The organism is Aliiglaciecola lipolytica E3, assembly GCF_000314975.1.
In the GTDB taxonomy this organism is placed as follows: Bacteria; Pseudomonadota; Gammaproteobacteria; order Enterobacterales; family Alteromonadaceae; genus Aliiglaciecola; species Aliiglaciecola lipolytica.
The window spans coordinates 74675-94588 of sequence record NZ_BAEN01000037.1; the positions used below are offsets into that span (position 1 = coordinate 74675).

A 19914-nucleotide genomic window follows, 5' to 3' on the forward strand; every position below is an offset into this window, starting at 1 on the left:
TGAAATTGCCGAGACTTTTTCGATAAACTACGACAAATTGGCTATTGATAAGGCGCATTACCAATAGTGGTATTGTAATAGCCTTAGACCTACCGTCCACTATAAACATGTTTTTTATTCTTTTAAATTCTGCTGCGTATCCCAAAGCCGTCTATACAAACCGTTTAAATTTAGTAGCTCGAAATGTGTACCTTGTTCTACAACCTTACCGCTATCAAGCACGACAATTTTATTGGCATCCACGATTGTCGATAGTCGATGCGCTATAACTAAGCTTGTGTGTCCTTGAGAAACGTCTTTTATGGCATCTAGAATGGCTTTCTCTGATTGACTGTCTAACGAAGATGTTGCTTCATCAAACACCAATATAGGAGGCTTTTTCAAAATGGTTCTAGCAATTGCTACTCGCTGTTTTTCACCACCCGATAATTTAAGACCGCGTTCTCCAACCTGTGTTTTTACACCCTCTGGTAAACTGATAACGAATTTCCGTAGATGGGCGAGGTCGATTGCATGTTGAACTTCTTCATTGGTAGCGTCTGGGCGACCATATCGGATGTTTTCCAATATACTGTCGTTAAACAGTACCGTATCTTGAGGAACAATACCGATTGATTTTCGCAATGATTGGAGTGCAACTTTGCTTATGTCCTGATTGTCGATCAGAATCTGGCCTTGAGATAGATCATAAAAGCGAAACAATAGTTTAACGAGTGTAGATTTTCCTGCGCCACTTTCCCCAACTACCGCAACTTTTTCTCCGGGTGCAATTTTAAAAGACATATTTTCCAGAATAGGGCGGTCATTTCTATAACTGAAACTTACGTTAGAGAAAGTAATGCTTGCACCAGCAACTTGTAATTCTTTATCTTTGTTTTCATCGGTAACTTTCGATGTTTTACCTAATAAGCTAAATAAGTTTTCAATATTCGCCAAAGAGCCTCTTATTTCTCGGTAAACAAACCCTAAAAAATTTAGGGGCATAAATATTTGCATTGTGAATGCATTAATTAAAACAAAATCTCCGATTGTCATTTCTCCAGCAGCTACTCCGTATGCCGCCATGGCCATCATGGAGGTCATAGCAGTAGCAATTATTAATGCCTGTCCACCATTTAAAGCGAAAAGAGACAGTCGGTTTTTACGCCTGGCTTTTTCCCACTCGGCTAAGTCTTGATCATAACGGTTCGCTTCATAACTTTCGTTGTTGAAATATTTGACGGTCTCATAATTGAGTAAACTATCGATGGCACGGGAGTTTGTACTGGAATCAGCTAGGTTAACTTCGCGAACATATTTTGTTCGCCAATCAGTCGCTTTCATCGAAAAAATCACGTACAGAATTACCGATAACAATATAATTAGCGCGAAACTTATTCCATAATTGTAAAATAACAATCCAACTACCATCGCTATTTCAATTAAAGTTGGCCCAATATTGAAAATCATAAATCGCATTAAGAAGCTAATGCCACTAGTGCCTCGCTCTATATCCCTGGTTAAGCCTCCTGTCTGTCGATTCAAATGAAAGTCTAAATCTAAACTGTGAAGATGCTCGAAAACTTCTAAGCCTACTCGCCGCATAGCTCGTTCAGTAACCCTACCAAATAAAGTGTCTCTAATTTCGCCGAGCAAAACATTGGCGAAACGAAGTGCTCCATATGCGACTATTAACGCTATTGGTGCCAGAAGTAATTGTTCAGTTTTGGAATTTAAGCTATCTACAGTGTGTTTTAAAACGAAAGGGAGCCCAACGCTGGCTATTTTGGCAGCGATCAAACACAAAAATGCGAGTAGTACACGCTGCCTAAACTCTAAAAAATAGGGCCACAGTTGTTTTAAAACTGCCCAGTTAATAGGAGTGTTAGGATCTATCGGAATTCTCTGAGAACGCATGCTGTTGCAAAGTAAATCAATTGTGCAAGAAGTCTAACAGAAAAGTCTCAAAATTTATCGAGACAATCTATTTTTGTAATTTCATATTTAGTAAATATGTTGGCTAATTAGAAGAAAATTAAAAAGTATCTTTAAGCAGTTTCGTGAAGTAGTTCTCGTACTTTTTGATAGCGTTCAAATTGCTCGTCATTAAGTTCACCGTTTTCTATTACTTTAATACAGTTATCAATGAGTCGTTGAATCGAAATGTCGTTTTTATCGGTATTTTCATTCATCGTTATCGCTTGAAGCAAATTTAGAGCGATAGATAAATTTTTGGGCATAACGGTAAATGCTTGTCTGAAAACGCGGAGTGCATCTTCTAAATCTCCTCGTCTATAAAAGGCTACCGCAGAATTATTGAGCTCTTTAGGCGTTTGTTTTATCGTAGAGCGCTCTTGTTTTTCTTGGCGTACATAATGTAAAAATAAACCACCTTGTTTATCGTCTTTTTTGCATCGCTGCTCTATAACATCCATTATTTGACTGGATTTTTCGTAGAGTCCTAACTCATGAAATGCTTTGGCTTTATCTAATAATGCATCCATACTTTCCAGCTCCCAGTTTTCTTCTGCAAGTTGATCTAATAGGGCTTTTGCATTTTCTTTTTCGTCTTGTAAGTAAAGCAACCTAGCGTCGATTACTTTAATCTGATCATGTAATTCTGCTTTTGGAAAAGCTGTTTTGAATTGTTTTACATATTCATTAGCCTGTTTGAGCAATTTATATGTTTCACTTTCATCAGCGGTCATAGCGAAATCTATCCCAGCACGAGCCACATTGAGATAATTTTCAGGCTTATCATGAATCGAATCTTTTGCAAATCGAACAATTTTTTTAGCAGCTTCAAATTGCGTTTCATAGTCATGGGTTATACGTGATAAATCGAGGGCTGTTTTGTGGCGTCGAATGTTACGTGGTGATATCTCAGTTGCCATTACGACACATTCTAAAGCGGCTTCAAAATCTTTTTGCTTAATTTGTAAGGCTGACAACAAATCATAAGCTGCCAATTGTGAGTCAGATTTAAACGCTAGTTCTAATACCAATTTTTCGGCATCATCATCTTCATTTAAGCGAATATGTGCATTGACTAAACCCAATTGGGCCCATGTAAAAGGTTGTACGTTTATAATTGCTTGATAGAACTCTTTTGCTTGGTCGTGATGGCCGCAAGCCAAAAGTAATTCTCCTTTGGTTTTTAGTGCCAGCGGGAAAAATTCAGAATTTTTGGGGATAGATAAAAATAATTCTACTTCTACTAGCGCTTTGGAAAGCTGGCCCTTTCCCATAAACCGATAGACTTTTTTTAGTGCGCGTTTACGCAGCAAAACTTTAGTCAAACGTTTATCTAAATCGTTAACAGTAAATGGTTTAGCTAGAAAATCATCGGGTTGCAATTCAACAATGCTGTGCACTAAGTCTGATGTAGTGTCAGCACTAATAAAAATAAAAGCTGTACTTGGTTCTAATTCACCGTTGTGCTTAAGCTGATCGTAGAGGTGGTATCCATCGTGATCTTTTTTCAGATTATAAGAACAAATTATCAGATCATAATGTTCATGCCGAATTTTATTGATGGCATGTTGTGCTTTGTCCACATAAGTAATATTGCTAAAGCCAAGTTCTTCTAAAGAGTATTTCATATATCCTTTAGCTAAAACTTGGTCATCAACGACTAAAACTTTTGTTTCTTTAGATACTTGTGGATTCATAAACTAATAAATTTGTAAACATATGCATAGGTTATCGTACTTTGTGGTTTTTTTATAAGGTCTTTTTGTTTTCCCTTCAATCTTGGACAGTCATCTCAGTTGTGGACCTAAGTACAATCATCAGGAGTGCAATCATGGACAGGCACCTGAGTCGAGAGTGCAATCATGGACAGGCACCTGAGTCGAACACCTTTGCAATCCTGGACAGTCATTTTAATTTTCAATTCAAACATCACTTAAATAAAGACAGGCATCAAAATATGCGTGCACAATCAATCATTCCCCGGCCAATTTTTATTGTGAATCACACAAGACATTAGATTTAGGAATTATTTATTAACAGATATTTAAGGATATTCTATGTGAATAGTTCAATTAAGAAATTAAGATGGGCGTATGTTACTTACTTAAAGCCAATTCGTACTATGCTGATTTGACACCTATCAAACGTTTTCTGTTTGTATGCAATTTATATTTCTGAAGTGATTGGTGAGTACCAGCCGCAATATTATATATTTCTTCAAAGTGAAGGCTTGTACGCATCCAACTCAAATCATCTACTTTTAATCGAAACAACAATGGAGGTTTACAAATTCCTGACAGGCAAGTTTCAGGTTTTCTTAAACTCATTGTGTAATTTATAAGTGCATTATAATCAGTAAATGAAAAAGGTAAGCTTACAAAATTCGGTTGTAGTTGGTTAGAAGAGAAGGGCATGAGAGACTCAGGTTGTCCGCCATTGTTTTTAAATTGAATGCGCATTTTGATACTGGTGTGACGCGAAGTTTCTAGTGATTTTTCAATATTTGCGCGAATGGGATTTAGATCAACATACACCATGCATGCCGCAAGAGTTTGCTCGTCTAGCAATGCTTGTGATTTAAAACGACCTTCCCAAAAGTGTCCTGTACACTCATCTTCTTTATTTGCTTGCCTCGCTATAGGCTCATTTAATTCCCGCATAAACCAACTTATATCAAATAAGCGTTGACGATAAATTTCGACAGTTGTAGACAACGTTTTTTGTTCTATATGATTGAGTATTTTATTGGGATTTTGTGAGAATTGTTGAGCTAATAGAGAAGCTTTATGCAAATGTTGCCAGCGTTTAATGACCTCCAAATCTGACATCGCCAATGCTTTTTGTTTATTTACATGCAAAACAATATGAGTATGGTTGCTCATTACGGCAAACGCACACACATCGATACAGAAAATCGTTGATAGAATAAGTAACCTGTCTTCTACCCATTGACGTCTGTGTTCGTAATCCTTACCTGTTAACTTGTCTTTACCACACAAAAAAGCGCGACGTACACAACGCGACACACAATGATAGTAGGGCGTATCAATTAAGCTGATTTGGCGATTCCTTGCCACTGGCATTTAGCTGACCTTTTAATAAGAATTCAGCAAAATTATAGCGATGAAAAGAAAGGTGAGTAGTCTAGTTTTTATATTTATATTGATTAGTTGAGTGCCTGTCCATGATCTAATAAAACCGTTTACGAACACAAACTTCTATTATTGAGTTTTTATATTGACAAGAGGATGTGAAAAATTTGAATATAGAGATGGTGGACGCTACTGGGCTTGAACCAGTGACCCTCGCCTTGTAAGGGCGATGCTCTCCCAACTGAGCTAAGCGTCCAATCTATCTGAATTGTATGGAGAAAAAGTGGTGGACGCTACTGGGCTTGAACCAGTGACCCTCGCCTTGTAAGAGCGCTGTTTTCAACTTTATACTAAATTACAGAGTATCACCTAATATCACATAATTATTAATTTTTACCAATAAAAGGTACTTTTTCCAAATAATGTGTATATCTCTTAAGCAAGTTACGCCCGCATGTATATTCTAACATTAGAACTCTCTATTTGTAGTAATTTAAAAAATGCATTATTTTAATGGTTGTAAGTAACCAATATAATTTATTTTTGAGTCTCCTTAGATTGTAAGCGTGCTAAGTGTATTTATGAAAACTAACCGAAATTTGAAAACTGTCAGGCTTTCTCGATGCAATATTGAATGCCATGCCGATGCTAAAAATGCATTTATTCATAGTAAAAATATCAAGACCAATGCCAATTCAAACGCGCGCTTCAGTGCGTCAGCAACAGCTGAAGATGTCGAGTTTGTGAGAGAAAATCAGCAGATTAATCCACTGGTTTGTATCAAGATATCTGCGGGTGAATTGCGTTTTTTCTCAGGTTGGGGATGGTTTCAGCACTGTCTTCTCATGGGGATAGATGACATAGAAATAATTGAGTTTCGCACTTCTACAGGCATCAATTTTGAAAAATACGCGTGGCAATACCTACTATCAAAACATGTTTTTGACATGCAGAAAACCGTATCTTTGGCACAGTGGGTCAATTTAATAGAAGCAATTCCTTCATCATTAAAGCCTCAATTATTGTCGTCAAATTACTCTCGATCAGCACAAATGGCTGTGCAGTATATTACCGGGTGCTCTCGCGAGTCCGTGCGCTGGGCTATTAAGAATTCGATGAGACCAGAGAACGAAACGCAATCAGTTTTTGAGCAACTACTGAGATGAACGAAGTGTCTTTTCAATGTAAAGTTAATCAATTATTCGATGATGGTTATGCCGTAAAACAACGCAAAAGTGTTGTAAGCCACTGCGCGTATCTTTCTTATTTCGCAAATGAAATTAAGAGCTTTGATTTCTCCTTTAGTGATAATGCTTTTGAGGAGCTTCGCCAACAATTCAGTCAAGAACAGGTAAGGTTATTAAGAGAACCAGGATTATACGATTTAATAAAAGCTAATAAGAAAATTGGAGCTTTTCCTTTTTATTCGTTCATTATCTCTATATCAAAAGTAAAACGAGACTATTTAGAGGCTGCTTTGTCGCTGCAACTAAATGTCCTTGTTGCTGCTTATGAATTAAAAAAGCTTAAAGGTTATGAAGACTACATTGAGCGCGCATTTGATGCGACTCGTATCATATTCACAGACAATAAGTATCAACCTATTATTGGGTTAATTGAGCCTTATAAGACTTATACAGAAAAAGACTTCTTAGAAATAAGAGAGCAGTCTAAACTTGCGCCACATCATTTAACGAGATTAGCATCGTTATTTGATAAATACTCGGCAAGGATGCCTACTATAAGTAAACGTATTCGCGTCGATCAACCAAAAGAGATTCCCCCTGACAAGAAGCCAAATTATACGAACAAAGAGAGCTTGGTACCTTTTGAAGACGACGAGCCTAAGTACACTGAAATATTGGCAACAGAGGGCAATGTAACCACCAGTAACGGTGACCATTTAGAAAAAATTATAGATGAAAAAACTGCGACTCGTTACTTTGAATTCTTACTGATTGCTCCAGACGAAGTAAAAAAATCAGCCCGTTTAAAATCGCAACTGGCCAATTCGGTAGCTGCAAATATTGAGCGTAGAGAAAAGTCACTAACCACTGAATTTAGATTCCTCACTAAACATGAAGTCACAATTCTCGTGAAGGAGTGCATGCATAATATTGATGATACTTACTTTGGTCTACTCCTTTTATCGCTAATCACTGGGCGAACAATTAGTGAGTTTTTAGATAATGAAGTGGTTATGACTAAAGCGGAAACTGGGGAGCTAAGCGATCATTATGTTATCCGCTATAAACCAAGCTTACCGAATTATGAGATGATCAAAAAAGCAATAACGCTGATTAAAAAACCAAAAGGCGAGGTATTGTTGATTATTCCCAAATGCATGAATAACCTAATTGCTAATATAACTCGCTTAGATCTGGCTATCGATAGCACTAAGCAAGCCATTTCTGATTGTATTTCTCAGATGAACAAGAGGTATTGCACTCGGTTTACGTTAGCAAAAATTAGCAGTGTAATGCCATTTTATCTAATAAAAGCTGGCGCTGATGCTGCTGAGATTGCATTGATGAAAGGTAGCTCAGTTGTGCAACATGCAGCCTGTTATTACTATCAAGTGCCAGTACAAAAATTAATCGAACTACACCAAGACTTTCTTTCGTATCTAGACGCCGATAACAATTATGGATTAAGTGACTTTAAGAAAAAGACTGATCTAACCGTCGGCAGTGCACTGCAACTTCAGGAAGATACAGCCAAAAAGCTATTTGCGGTTTTGCATGCAAAACTTCTCGAGCAACTGCAAATGGGATGGGAGAATATTGAGGTTTTACACAACTATCTCACCGTTTACACCCTTTTTATACTTAATTTATCGACCGGGCACCGCCCAGTAAAACATCCTTATCACACCATCGACGCGTTTGATCTTGAGACCTCTACTGTTTTCATTGCAGACAAAGAAAGTAGATCAAACTCTGCGGGGAGAGTATTAAAACTGCCGTCGTTAGCAAAAGAGCAACTGAATCACTACCTCACACACTTGAGGCATATCCATCACTATTTTGCTCAATTAAGCTATCAAGATGGTAAACATATAACTGACACTCTTCTCGGAGAACTGCCACTGTTTTCATTCATTCAAGACAGCCGTTTCCTAACAATAACTCCAAAGCTCCTAGATGATTTTTGTATTGATTTATTGCCGATACCGCTAAACTGGCATAGGCACTTCATTAGAACGTGGCTGCGGGATAACAACGCAAAACCGCTTGCTGTCGATGTATTTATGGGTCACGTAAATGGAGATGGTGACCCTTTTTCGCGCTACAGTGGGGTATCAATGAAGGATCTTGATGAAGTAGCCAGATTATTAAATCAGCTTTTAAGCAAAAACCTTGAAATTAAGCCTTTCAGCAGTATCGAAGGTCTGCGCTTGTGAAGATTAAAGACAAATTATACGGCTATGAACAACGAGCAAAAAATAGAAAAGGGCGGCAGCTTGATATACGCAATTATGTTGAGTTGTTAATAGCAGAGAAAATTGCATCAGATGTAACCGCCGACATAAAAAGTATATCTGAAGCAGATATCGAACAGATCTTCAGCGAAGTAATTACAGAGCTGCAAACCAAATATAAAAAGTTTGAGCAATATCGATATGCTCGCAATTACTTGTCTAAAACAATCAATGAAGGTAATAAAGAGGGCAGGTGGTCGCTTCCAGTTCCGAGCTACATTCATCGATATCGTAGAGAAGCAACACTGCGTAATGCGTCTTGGTTTAAAAAAAGCAGTAAACTCAACACATGGGTAGAGCAATGGCTTGTGCGCCTCAGCGAAGATGATGCTTCTAAACGCGCCGCAAGTCCCGAGGAAGCGATTGGTAATTGTTTGGTGTCTGCATGTATCTTTGGCGGCCTCTGCATTCCTGAGGCGCTGGATAGCCTAAAGAAGCAGCTTCTGAGCCAGAAGTTACAAAAACCTCTAGTCCGAGATAAGTATGGCATCTTTATCGAGTTGCTTTTTTCTAGTAAGTCTCAGCCATCAAATACGATTGTAAATGATACCGAATTAACGCTTCGAAGATTTTACCCAGATCCGCTAACGCTTGGTTTTATTACTACACTTTTTAGTAGCGCTGATAATGCTAAAATCTGTGAGAGGCAGAGCTTATGGAGTACTTTAAGTAAGACACTTAAAAACGTTGATCGTGAAATCGTGCGCCATATAAAGACAGTTGAATCCTTATGTACTGCAAGCGCAGGCGTAATTGAAAATAGGCCAAACTGCGATATTGACCAAGCAACCATTGCATATTCAAGCGGTAAAATAAGAAGTGCTTCACTACCGCCAGATGTCTATGAATTAATATCGAACCGCACGTTGTCGAGTGTGTCATTCCAGCATCAAAAGCATAATAGCAAACGCAGTAAAGTTGATTTTCAGCAGAGTATTAATGTTACTGCAGGTATCAATATCGAAAAGACAATATCTGACGTAAGACTTGCCTTGGCACCAAAAGATGAGAAAGGCCATAAGAGAACCAGCAAGTTGGTTTTAGCATCGTTAGTTCAAATAAAAGAGCAACCCCTTAACCTAAATTTTGCTTCGTTAATTCATTGGCTAGAGGAAATGCTAACTCAGCAAAAAATCAAAGTGTCGAGCGCGAGCAGATACTGGTCTGCAATAGGAGCACCGTGGCTAGCCCACACCAGTGAAATTGATATTAGTAGTTTTGAACCAGAAGATTTCGAGGCGCTGTACAAGCGAATACTAGATGCAACGCTAAGTGATAAGAACAGGCGTTACATGGCAGGAAGATTCGACCAATTTCATTCGTTCTTGCAACGCCACTATCAGTTAGCCCCTTTACCAGTGCCATTGAGTGATGCAGAGGGCAGAACTAACCAGTTCGTAAGAGCATACTATATTCCCCAATTTGCTTTTGCAGAGGTATTATCTTTAATTGATAAAACCATAGTAGATAAAAGCCTACAGCCAACATTGAAAGCACTGTTCATTATTGCAATACGCTCAGGCTTGAGGCTTGGTGAGCTTTTAAAATTGAGAATAAATGACATAGAAAACTCAGATGATAGCTGGATTTTTGTCCGGGATAATAAATTTGCAGACGGTAAGTCATCATCATCGTTAAGAAAGATTCCGCTTGAGGTTTTGCTGTTGGAAGAGGAACGTGAGTTTATTAAGCGCTATATTGCAACAAGAAGGCAAATAGCGAAAAATAATAATATCTTACTCTTTTCAGAGTCGAATACACTTAACATACCACTGAATCCAAACTTCGTCAGTACTACATTCGCTCAGATCGCAACTGCTGCGACGGGTGTAAAATCTACATTCCACGGTTTGCGCCACTCAGCATTGTCTAACCTGCATTTAGTCGTCGAAGATCAATTGTCCCTTCTTGAGGACTTAGTGGGGTACACAAAAGACGATATCAATAGAATTAAGCATATGTTGGGTTTTGTATGCGGCAACACGTTTAGGCGAGATAAGTATTGGTTGTTAGCCAGTTTTGCTGGGCATGCCACACCAGAAATCACATTCAGCAATTACCTCCATTTTACTGACTACATAGCATCGGAAAAATTGCGAGTAGCATTTTTGTCGATTCCTAAATCAAGTATTGAGGCGGCGTTAAATATGACGAAAAATTCTAAGACTCGTCTAACCAAGCGTTCAGTTGATGATGTGCAATGGTATGGCAATATAGTTAATTGGATTGAGTCAAAAGCAAGTGCTTATGCTGAAGATAAACGTAAACTGAATAAAGTAAGCACCAAAGGTCGCAATACAGCCAACAGTAAAACACTACTCTTTAAACCTGCTGAACCAACCATTGAATTGTGCTATTCAGTATTGAAGTGCGTTGAAGACGGCGACCCTATAGATGTAATCGTCACTCAGCACAATCTCGAAAAATTGCCGCTGGTATACAATTGGATTAAGAATGCAAAAACACTTCAGGCTTTGACAACAAGTAGAGGCGGTTTGCGATTGCAGTCTCGATCTATAAAAGATCAAACTTTTACACACAGGCTAGCGCCAAAGCGACCTGAATCGAACGCAGAGTTAAAAGATGCAAACAACGCTATTACAAAACTTAGAGAAGTGTATAAAGCAAATAAAGGCGAAATAATTTGGGCAATTGACTACTTTTTGCACCACTCAAATAGAAGTAATCCATTTATCCGTTTTTATGATCGTGACACCCTAGATCGCTTTGTAGATATAATAATCGATGTATTTCCAGCCAGTAGATGGGAGATAAGCTCTAAAGAGTCTACTAGAAATGCTGATTTTGCTATGGATGGATGGTTTGAATCGAAAGAGAAACAAGGGTTTGGTATTGATCGGCCCCCAAAAGACTACCAAAGAGAGGTGCCCCTACCGCTCGCACTTCGTTTGAGGCATCCCGATGAGGCGAAAATTATAGAGGTACGACAAGTTGGGACCTATAGCGCGCGTACGCTTGGTTATCTATTTCATATGCTCAAGATAATGTTATAGTTATAGGGTTGCAACAACTTGAGAGATAACTCTTTTAAACAATTAAATAAAAGAAGACTGCATGCAGTGCAATCAGTTTATTATTGTCATGGAGAGCGTGGTGTAGGCGTTCACGTTGAATTAGATGAATTAGAGTTGATGTTCAGCTTCGGCAGAATATGCACTAACTAATCACCTAATTCAGGAGTATTGCTCTCACTTTGCTCGTACCAATGTTTCGGAATCAAAGCATTTTCACCACGCCATTTGGTATCAGCTATCGAAGACTGGAACCAATCTTCATCTATGTCAGCATGATCCGTGATAATTACTTGCAACTTTGGCGATAATTCTTCAACCACTTTGAATATCCATTCGAACATCCGCTTTACAGCCTCACGATCTTCGTCATTTTCAATTTCATTCAGATTACCGGTATTTGAATTATCGGATGGAAAGTAGACTTGAGTTGGTTGGTCAAAAAAGATAAACCGTCCAACTGGTCTATTTTGCTCAATGAACCATTTTGCTAATGCTAAATATGCTACGAGATGATATCCAACCCAATTTTCACCACTTCCTATACGATATAGTGGTGTTCGTCCTGATGGAGTTTCGGCAACTACTGTAAGCTTTGTTGTATCAAGACGAATTGGGTTTTCACTATGCTCTAGGCCTAATTCACGCGCCCAACGAGTCATATCTTCTCCGATTAGACTTAATTGAGATTCGAGGCGCTCTTTAAGTGTTTCCGGGTCTAATTTCTCTTCAAGCTCTTCAATTTGAGGTTCTAGTTCATCGATACTGTTTTGAATGGGTTGGATGTTTTCCCCAAGATCAACACTTTCAAGGTAAAGGGATATCCTTCCAATAACTCTTAAACGTTGTGCGTCCAACTGCGCTTTTGTTTTACTAGCAACTTCTTGCGCTTGGATAACCTCTAATGCGCTGCGTGTCTTTTTTAAACTCTCGGCAAGATTTTTATCTTCTGCTCGTAAATCTTGAAGATAATTGGTTACTCTCGGTTTGTTACGATTTACACCCTCTAATTTATTATCCAACTGCGCTATGGTTGCCTCAATAATCTTGTCGGCATTGCTTTTTTCATCATGAGGTCGTTCGCAAACAGAGCACACATTTTCTTGCGAGATATTTTTAAAAAGCCCAATTGATTTTAGCCTTAAAGCTTGTTCAGATAATTCGCCCTCAAACCCATCAATTGAGCCTGCATATTCATTGGCAGCGCGTAATCTTGACCTAATCACCTTTTTTTGTTCAGAGAATTGACGGTATTGCATATCCAATTCATAAGACGGGTCACCATCTAAAAAGTTATCTTCGATATTTGATGGAACCCATCGGCTTATATTTCTCAATACATCCAAAAGTTGAGTATCAGTAGGAATAACTTTACTTTCATAAAGTCCAACTGCTTGCGCTTCAGCAAGCAAATCATGTCCCTTTTGAAGACCTTCGCCTTTTAAGCTTACGATCTCTTTTATGCGCTTTAGCAGCCGCACTTTATCCCGCTTTAGTGCCCTTAGTTTCTCGATTTCAGACAATCTGTCATCTTTTGCCGCACCCATGAAATAGGGTAATGTATCTTTAATAGCTTGTGGAATGTGTGGTTCTGACTGCCTATGGAATAGAATCCTTTTAGCTGCAACCTCGTCTTGCCCTTGAAACAAATAGTATCTTGAGTGTTTGAATCCAATTTTAATGCTAGAACGTGTTTGTTCATTTGGGACTTCTGTAACTTGTTCTGGAATTCCAAGTTTGCTGGTTAGAAAAGCGACAACGCTTGTAATATTGGTAGAGACTTCTAACTCTAAATATTTGGGTGTTGTAATGTTTCCAGCGACTAGCATATGACATGCGGAACTCGATTTTTCGCCTTGAAGAGGTGATTTACGAGCAATAAACACCTCAGTATCAGAAAATATTAACGTTACCGAGTACCACTTAACCGTCTGCTTTATATGACCTTCCGCGACCGAACATTCACTTGACCCCAAACAATATTCGACAATATCTATAAGTGAAGACTTCCCCTTTTTAGACGCCCCAGTAATTACATTTACTTGCGATGCTTTAAAATCAACGTCACGGCGTTCGCCGTTGTTACCGTATAGTGATATTTTTTTAATTTGCATTAAGGGCGCACTCCTAGCTGGGCAAAGATAGTTTCTACTGATGGCGCATGAGAGAACCACCTACCAATCATCCGTGAAGCCTTCAGAGCCTCTTTCATATCAGCACTTTTTGTAAATAGAACCGGGTTTTTAACTAAAGATTTATTTTCAAGACGCAAATTGCCATTCTCGCATATCGAAATGACATTTCGATCAAGTAAAAAGCTGATAGATGACTTTACTACATTATTGTAAGACTCAGCTTGACTATGCAGGCTTGCAAGAGCACCTTCATTAGATGCTACCCATGACCCAATTGTTGTTTTCACTGTGGTGGGAAGACATGTTGAAATTTGTTTATTTATTGCCATAGGCATAGCAATAAAGGGAAGTGCACAATTCATCCCTTCTTTTTTGAAAGCCTCAAACTCTAAGAGTGATGAATAAAGTAAAAAGCCGATATATGCAGGATTTAGAAGCCCCAACTCCTCATCTGAGAAAGAGCTATCATTCAACATTACGCAACTCCTTTATCATTTGAAGATTGCAGCAATGTATCATAGTCTGGATGCCAACCAATTTTTCGGTTATCGGATAAGTCATGATAGGTGCCCCGAGCAACATATTCTGATTTAAACTCTGGTCGAATTGGCTTTGCGCCATCAGTTTGGCATATTGCGTATAGGTCTTTGCCCATATCTAATTTTTGATTTTCATCCGATAAATCACATTTCATTTCCAATAAAGAAGAGCGGTTGTCCCATTCATCTTGAAGGATTTTCATATAAGTCTTCAGCTCGCCGGGCTTTACAAGACCGTCTCTCGACCACCGAGAGCGCTGCTCAAATGCGCGGTAGTAATTTATTATTGCATTTTTTATAACTCTATCATTTACGCCAAGCAGTCTAAGTTGCTCAACAAAAATTCTATTATCATTATCTATATCAATATATTCAGGCTCTACCTCGTCATAGTCAGAAGGCAGGTTACTCGGTAAAAACTGTGTTCTCAAATCATCTATAGCACTTCTTATCTCGCCCAAGCCAATACCGTTTTCACTAGGAGAGGACATTACCTCTATGGCTCGTTTAAACCATATGCCTTCAAGCCGACTTGAGAACGCATCAACATGATTATCAGACACACTCAAAATCAATTCTTTTTTGATTTTAGAGTCTACATCCATAATCGTAGGAGAATTACAAATAATATAAATTGAGTTTACTAACTTTTTTTGTTGCCAAAGTTCAAGAGAATTAAAGGCACTATATCCCGCAGCATTGGTTTTATTTTCTGTTTCGGCTGCAATTTTTTGCATTGCGATAACTGCTTTACCTGCATCTCGGCGAGTTTTGTCTTCACTGAGCAATGAAGCGATAGTTTCTGGAGCGGAACTCTCGGTCGTAATAAGAGAAAACGTTGCCGACTCGAAAGTTTGAAGCGGATCAGTCATCATTTCTGACCAAATTCTTATAGTTTTCCACAAATCTGAACTTCGGTCGGTTAGATTTCCCGCGTTGCCATGATATTTGGCTTGAAGTAATTCTGTTGGTGTTCCATTTTCCTCAAACGCAATATCATCAAGTATTTCAATGGAGATAAAACAATTGTCAGGATCATCTACGTTCCTAAGTTTTTGTAAAGCGAGTAGCAACGCATATCTTACTTGATAGATATAACCCAAAGCAGAGGCGGAGGCGTCGTATATATTTTTCTTAACCAACTTACTATCCTTATCTTTTCCACCACTAATTGCTAAACGTTAGTGATAAAATCCTTGACCGATTGTAGTATCAATAACACCTGTTGAAGCCTTAATGTTGCCATCTAAAATGTATCACTTCGATTGTGTTTTGGGAAGGTGATTGTTTTACATAAAGGGAAGTAAGTACTAGATAAGTATAAAATAAATTAATCTTAAAATGATTTAAACCTCCAAGGTATACGAGGGGTTAACGCAAGTACTTGCGCCTCTCATAATAGCTATTTTTACTGAGTTGGTTCCTACCATTCCCAGCGCTGGTTAACAGTAAGTCAATTGGTCTTGTATAGCCCAGTACTTTCACTTCTGATTGTAGCCATGCTACCGCATCGCTTTGACTACCTTCGAGTTAATCTGCCGTGACCGCCAATATTTCGGTAAATCGATAAAGCCTGTCACTTTCGTTTTGCGTAAACGTTCCCGACTGTTTTCTCTTATTCAGCGTTCTCGTTGAAATAGCTAAACATGTTGCGAGTTCCTTGTGCTGCATATCAGTGGTTGTCGAAATCCGTATAAAAACTGAAAACGGCAACCCTTTACATATCGCTTCATGCATTTCAATATCGCTAATGGGTAAGTCAATCTCTCGTCTCAGCACCTTTCGATAGCACATTAATCACCTCAGCTTATTAATTATTTCCACAAGTAATAGTAATTGATACATACTTCCATCTTAAACTTATCCCCACATGCCATATTGCATGGCGTCAATCGCCTCGTAAGTCCGAGTCAACCCGAGCATGTCGCGTGTGGCCATATCAATCGGTCGTATTCCATTAAAAGGGGGATTTTGATTGACCATCAACATAAACCCATTAACGTTTTCGGGATTTTTAAAACAGACTCGGATAGCTTCATGAATATTCATCAAGATACTCATACGCATAATCTGGTCTCGATTGAGTGCAACCAGCTCAGGTTTACTCTCAAAGTTGCGGAGCGAAGAAGCAGAGCGCAAGCCAAGCAATAGCGCCTTTTGATGCCTCGTTAAATTCCAATTGTTTAAAAGTGTCATCGTGGCCTTAATAACACTAATAATCTCTGCTTTCGACATTTTGGAAGATTGTATTTTGCTCATCTGATTCCTACTTCATCAATTCAATAGACGCTAAATACATCCAATTGGTGTGCTAATAAGTTAAGAATAAACTTTGCTACAGCGCAACTCGTAAACATTTTTCTACTTTCAGTGGCACAGCGTAGGCAAAGTCTTCGCCACTCTCGCTATGTCGTTCTGCACAAAATATGTCAATGGTGGCAGAGTTACAAAGCCGGAAAGTATGCAGCAAACCACATTGGAAAAGCTCATTTAGTTGGCTATCAATAATCACTCCATTTACGGTCTTTTCTGAGGTACTGGATGCGATGACAAAGCATTCATTTGTTAAAGACCAGTACAAATTCCCTACACTTAATCCGTCGCAGAGGAGGGTATAAAATGCTGAACCTCGCGTCTGACAATCATGTGCATACTTTGCTAACGCTAGCAATGCTTGGTTTACGGCAGCGCTATCCTTTGAGATGGTTTCGATGACTTCTTTGCAAATTGCATAGTATGTACGAGTCACTTTTTCATCCCATTTATGAGGTTTAGCCATCATATTGCTGATTAAATCAGCCAACTTTACGTTACCGCGTTTTCGCTCATGGTCAATATTCTGGCGAGAAGTGCGTCATGACGCTCGAGTTTAGTCTGAAGTTTATTGTCAGTAAGCTCGCGAACAATGTCGGTCACCACAGAGTCATGAATACACGACATCTGCTTAGCGGAAGTGAATGTTTGGTCAATCAATTCAGACAGCGTACTTTCATCTATATACGTGTCCTCTATGATGTCGTGCAACAACGCTGCAGCGAGCGTAGTATCATCAGATATGCCAACATGATGGAGTATCGCAACTACTTCAAGAAGATGGCAAATATAGGGAGTACCATTAAACTTGCGTGTTTGGCCGTTGTGAGCAAATGTTACGAGGCTTAATGCGTTTGCTAAGTTACTTGATTGATTCATCGATATGTTCCTTTTAGTTTGGGGAGTATGGTTTCTTTGCAATACTAAATCAGCATGCAGTGGCTTTTTCATTGAACGCACTGGCGTGATCGTATGTGCGTAGAAGTCTTGCAATATGTGTTTTAGCCTTAAAGCCATAACGTGATCCATCGGACTCGCAGGTCCAAATATGACATAAATGATTTGCAACCCCGTTGTGCTTGCTCGACAACGTTTCTAAGGCTGAACTACATATTTGCAATGTCAGTTGATCATGGTCAACGAGTCGACCAATAGCCGTTCGGTTTTGATCAGGTGTGAGTGTCTGAGTCTTACCAATATCGTGAAGAAGAGCAGCAACGATGCCGATGTCTCTATCTACTTGTGTCAGCGAGTTGTTTTGGCAAAATGCCGCAGCAACCTCTAATGAGTGCGCCAATAAGCCTCCTTGGTAGCTGTGGTGATAACGCAGGCTTGCTGGGCACTGTATAAATCGCATTCCAACTTCGGTTTGTAAAAGTACTTCGTGAAGAAACTCTTTAAGGTAGCTAGTTTGAATGCTTGCGGCTAAGTGGCAGAGCATTTGAACCGCACCTGGAATAGAGCAAAGACTTGACGGTAATATTGAAAGTGTCCCAAGTTGTTGTGGAGCCTTCGAACTCAATTCTATATATTTACAACGAAAGTGCGGATGTAACCCTGTCATCTCCGTTCTAACTTCAACATCAACCAATGACTGGGGCTTGAATTTGCTATAGATGCAGCTCTCGTCACGACAGTAAACCTTGATGTGTCCGGTAGCATCAGACAAGGTTATTTCCCAAAACGGTACGTTATAGCTGTCAATTCGTGCTACGAAACCAACGAGGTAGTAGGTACCCTTAAACCTTGTATAGTTGTATGCGTTCTTTAGCTTTATTTGTATCGACTGCTTAGACATATACTACTTCTCCTATGAATAACAAATGCAGTTTAAAGTTGCTCTGTTAGCAACGACTCGAATGCGCTACCATCTTGCCGAGTTAAATTAGGTACATACCTTGAGTAGACCGTGAAGAGCATCATGGTATTTGCATGCCCTAATTGTTTCGCAATCCATTCGGGAGATTCACCTGCCGCGAGCCACAGCGTAGCAATGCTATGACGGCTCTGATAGGGCCGCCGGTATTCTAAGTTGAGTTTGGCTAACAAAGGTTTCCAAACTCTTTTGGTAACATTGTTGTGTGCTAATGGACTGCCGGTGGTTGTGCAAAAAACATATTCAGACACATCGTTTGTAGCCAAGAATTGTGACTTTAGTGCATTAAATACAACATCGCTCATCTCAATTTCGCGTTGAGAGCTAAGAGTTTTTGTCTCGTCTTCTTGTATACCATTCACAATGGTTTCTCTCACTAAAATTAAGCGACGTTCAAAATCAACATAACGCCACTTCAAACCATCAATTTCACCTGTTCTCATACCAGTGAAGAAGCGCACTGTGTAATAATTTTTGTAGTCCGCGCGAACGTTATCTAAGATCTTTGACACTTCGCTCAGTGAAAAGGGGTGAATATCTTTCGGCTTGTTCTTGAGCTGTTTTATATTCTGGTAAGGAGTAGCGAAATCATACCGAAGCGCTGCTTCATTCAGAACTTGCCTGAGCGTTGACATTATCTTGTTGATTCTAGAGTTGCTTAAGAGGCCGTTGCCATTCTTCCCCTTCAACTCACTCAACTGAGTTCTGAAATGCAGTATATGCTCACGCTTAATCGTTTCTAGTGGCATTGCGCCAAACACCGGCATTACATGCTTGGCGAGGATACCCTCAATTGAAGCTCTGTGTGATTTGCGCCAACTGATCTTGTTTTCATCCATCCATAGATCAGCAAAGTCGTGTAGAGTAGGTGTTATCTGACGAAGGCCTTGCGGTAAATACTGCAATTGATTATTCACGGGAACACGAGCTACTTGCTTTTCGGCGATACTAATGTCGTTAGCATTTTTAGAATCTGGAAAAAACTGAGCATAACGAAATACACCGCGCTGAATTGCCTCATTGATGGCCTTTAACTTTAAGTTCATCAATCTTTTATTTTCACGGTTGTCTTTCAAACCTGTGTACTCCCTGCATCTAAAGCCGAGATAGGTTCCGTTGAAATACAGTGAGTTTGAATCCTTACGGATAGCTAACTTAAACATATTTCGCTCCTTCTGCGGTTGGCATTCTTAAAGCGATGTCGCTGCGCAGGTGCATCGTTTTTTCCACTTCTTCCCAAATGAAGAGAAACTTCTTGCGACCAAATGCGCGAATGTAGTGTTGTCCTTCAAACAAACAATTGTCGATAAGTTCGTGGCGAATCGTACGGGGGTGATATTGAATTCGCTTTGCTAGTTGATCTGTCGTTAAGTATGTTAGACTCATAATACAACCTCTATGTGATTAAATATATTATCATGTGATTAAATATATTATCACTTAGTGCTGAAGTCAACCTTTAAATCACATAAAGTTATCATGTGATAATAAAT

16 protein-coding genes, 1 tRNA gene and 1 pseudogene are annotated in these 19914 nt (G+C 39.1%); 3 read left to right on the forward strand and 15 right to left on the reverse strand.

The window, feature by feature from the left end; genetic code table 11:
* Window positions 1-114 precede the first annotated feature (114 nt).
* The 4 genes from GLIP_RS09015 to GLIP_RS09030 all read right to left on the reverse strand — a co-directional run bounded on the left by GLIP_RS09015 (window position 115) and on the right by GLIP_RS09030 (window position 5301).
* Window positions 115-1896 carry an ABCB family ABC transporter ATP-binding protein/permease gene (locus tag GLIP_RS09015; protein WP_008844304.1) on the reverse strand — a complete coding sequence of 594 codons (1782 nt, stop codon included), beginning with the start codon at window positions 1894-1896 and terminating at the stop codon, window positions 115-117.
* A 131-nt stretch (window positions 1897-2027) separates the two neighbouring features.
* Window positions 2028-3650 (reverse strand): tetratricopeptide repeat-containing response regulator, encoded by a 1623-nt coding sequence (locus GLIP_RS09020; RefSeq protein ID WP_008844305.1) that lies wholly within the window; start codon window positions 3648-3650, stop codon window positions 2028-2030.
* Window positions 3651-4073: 423 nt separating this feature from the next.
* The gene (locus tag GLIP_RS09025; protein ID WP_008844306.1) at window positions 4074-5036 is read right to left on the reverse strand and encodes a transposase; all 963 of its coding nucleotides are present in this window, start codon (window positions 5034-5036) and stop codon (window positions 4074-4076) included.
* A gap of 189 nt (window positions 5037-5225) precedes the next feature.
* Window positions 5226-5301, reverse strand: a tRNA-Val gene (locus GLIP_RS09030).
* A gap of 325 nt (window positions 5302-5626) precedes the next feature.
* Between GLIP_RS09030 and GLIP_RS09035 the strand changes: the two genes are divergently transcribed.
* Genes GLIP_RS09035 through GLIP_RS09045 form a run of 3 tightly spaced genes read left to right on the forward strand, consistent with a single transcriptional unit; the run spans window position 5627 to window position 11540 of the window.
* Window positions 5627-6211, forward strand: a complete 585-nt coding sequence (locus tag GLIP_RS09035) for a hypothetical protein (RefSeq protein WP_008844307.1) — start codon at window positions 5627-5629, stop codon at window positions 6209-6211.
* Window positions 6208-8448, forward strand: a complete 2241-nt coding sequence (locus tag GLIP_RS09040; protein WP_008844308.1) for a hypothetical protein — start codon at window positions 6208-6210, stop codon at window positions 8446-8448. The genes GLIP_RS09035 and GLIP_RS09040 overlap by 4 nt, the downstream gene beginning before the upstream one ends.
* Complete coding sequence (locus GLIP_RS09045; RefSeq protein ID WP_008844309.1) at window positions 8445-11540, forward strand: tyrosine-type recombinase/integrase; 3096 nt, start codon at window positions 8445-8447, stop codon at window positions 11538-11540. The genes GLIP_RS09040 and GLIP_RS09045 overlap by 4 nt, the downstream gene beginning before the upstream one ends.
* A gap of 167 nt (window positions 11541-11707) precedes the next feature.
* Here GLIP_RS09045 and GLIP_RS09050 read toward each other — a convergent pair whose 3' ends face one another.
* From GLIP_RS09050 to GLIP_RS09095, 11 genes and pseudogenes are all read right to left on the reverse strand, one after another.
* Window positions 11708-13672 carry a DUF3732 domain-containing protein gene (locus tag GLIP_RS09050; RefSeq protein ID WP_008844310.1) on the reverse strand — a complete coding sequence of 655 codons (1965 nt, stop codon included), beginning with the start codon at window positions 13670-13672 and terminating at the stop codon, window positions 11708-11710.
* Complete coding sequence (locus tag GLIP_RS09055) at window positions 13672-14169, reverse strand: three component ABC system middle component (protein ID WP_008844311.1); 498 nt, start codon at window positions 14167-14169, stop codon at window positions 13672-13674. Before GLIP_RS09055 ends, GLIP_RS09050 begins: the two co-directional genes overlap by 1 nt.
* Window positions 14169-15374, reverse strand: coding sequence for an ABC-three component system protein (locus GLIP_RS09060; RefSeq protein ID WP_008844312.1), 1206 nt, complete (start codon window positions 15372-15374; stop codon window positions 14169-14171). The genes GLIP_RS09055 and GLIP_RS09060 overlap by 1 nt, the downstream gene beginning before the upstream one ends.
* A 229-nt stretch (window positions 15375-15603) precedes the next feature.
* Window positions 15604-15744, reverse strand: a pseudogene (locus GLIP_RS22485) (hypothetical protein); the annotation flags it as partial.
* Window positions 15745-15762: 18 nt separating this feature from the next.
* Window positions 15763-16026 carry an antitoxin Xre-like helix-turn-helix domain-containing protein gene (locus tag GLIP_RS09065; protein ID WP_008844313.1) on the reverse strand — a complete coding sequence of 88 codons (264 nt, stop codon included), beginning with the start codon at window positions 16024-16026 and terminating at the stop codon, window positions 15763-15765.
* A gap of 66 nt (window positions 16027-16092) precedes the next feature.
* A complete protein-coding gene (locus GLIP_RS09070; RefSeq protein WP_008844314.1) occupies window positions 16093-16491 on the reverse strand; it encodes a hypothetical protein in 399 nt (132 codons plus the stop codon).
* Between the two features lie 76 nt (window positions 16492-16567).
* The gene (locus tag GLIP_RS09075) at window positions 16568-17035 is read right to left on the reverse strand and encodes a hypothetical protein (RefSeq protein WP_008844315.1); all 468 of its coding nucleotides are present in this window, start codon (window positions 17033-17035) and stop codon (window positions 16568-16570) included.
* A gap of 2 nt (window positions 17036-17037) precedes the next feature.
* On the reverse strand, window positions 17038-17424 hold the full coding sequence (locus tag GLIP_RS21405) for an HD domain-containing protein (protein ID WP_008844316.1): 387 nt from the start codon (window positions 17422-17424) through the stop codon (window positions 17038-17040).
* A gap of 49 nt (window positions 17425-17473) precedes the next feature.
* The gene (locus GLIP_RS09085) at window positions 17474-18343 is read right to left on the reverse strand and encodes an HDIG domain-containing metalloprotein (RefSeq protein WP_008844317.1); all 870 of its coding nucleotides are present in this window, start codon (window positions 18341-18343) and stop codon (window positions 17474-17476) included.
* 32 nt (window positions 18344-18375) lie between these two features.
* Complete coding sequence (locus GLIP_RS09090; protein ID WP_008844318.1) at window positions 18376-19584, reverse strand: tyrosine-type recombinase/integrase; 1209 nt, start codon at window positions 19582-19584, stop codon at window positions 18376-18378.
* The gene (locus GLIP_RS09095) at window positions 19577-19807 is read right to left on the reverse strand and encodes a hypothetical protein (RefSeq protein WP_008844319.1); all 231 of its coding nucleotides are present in this window, start codon (window positions 19805-19807) and stop codon (window positions 19577-19579) included. Before GLIP_RS09095 ends, GLIP_RS09090 begins: the two co-directional genes overlap by 8 nt.
* Window positions 19808-19914: the final 107 nt, after the last annotated feature.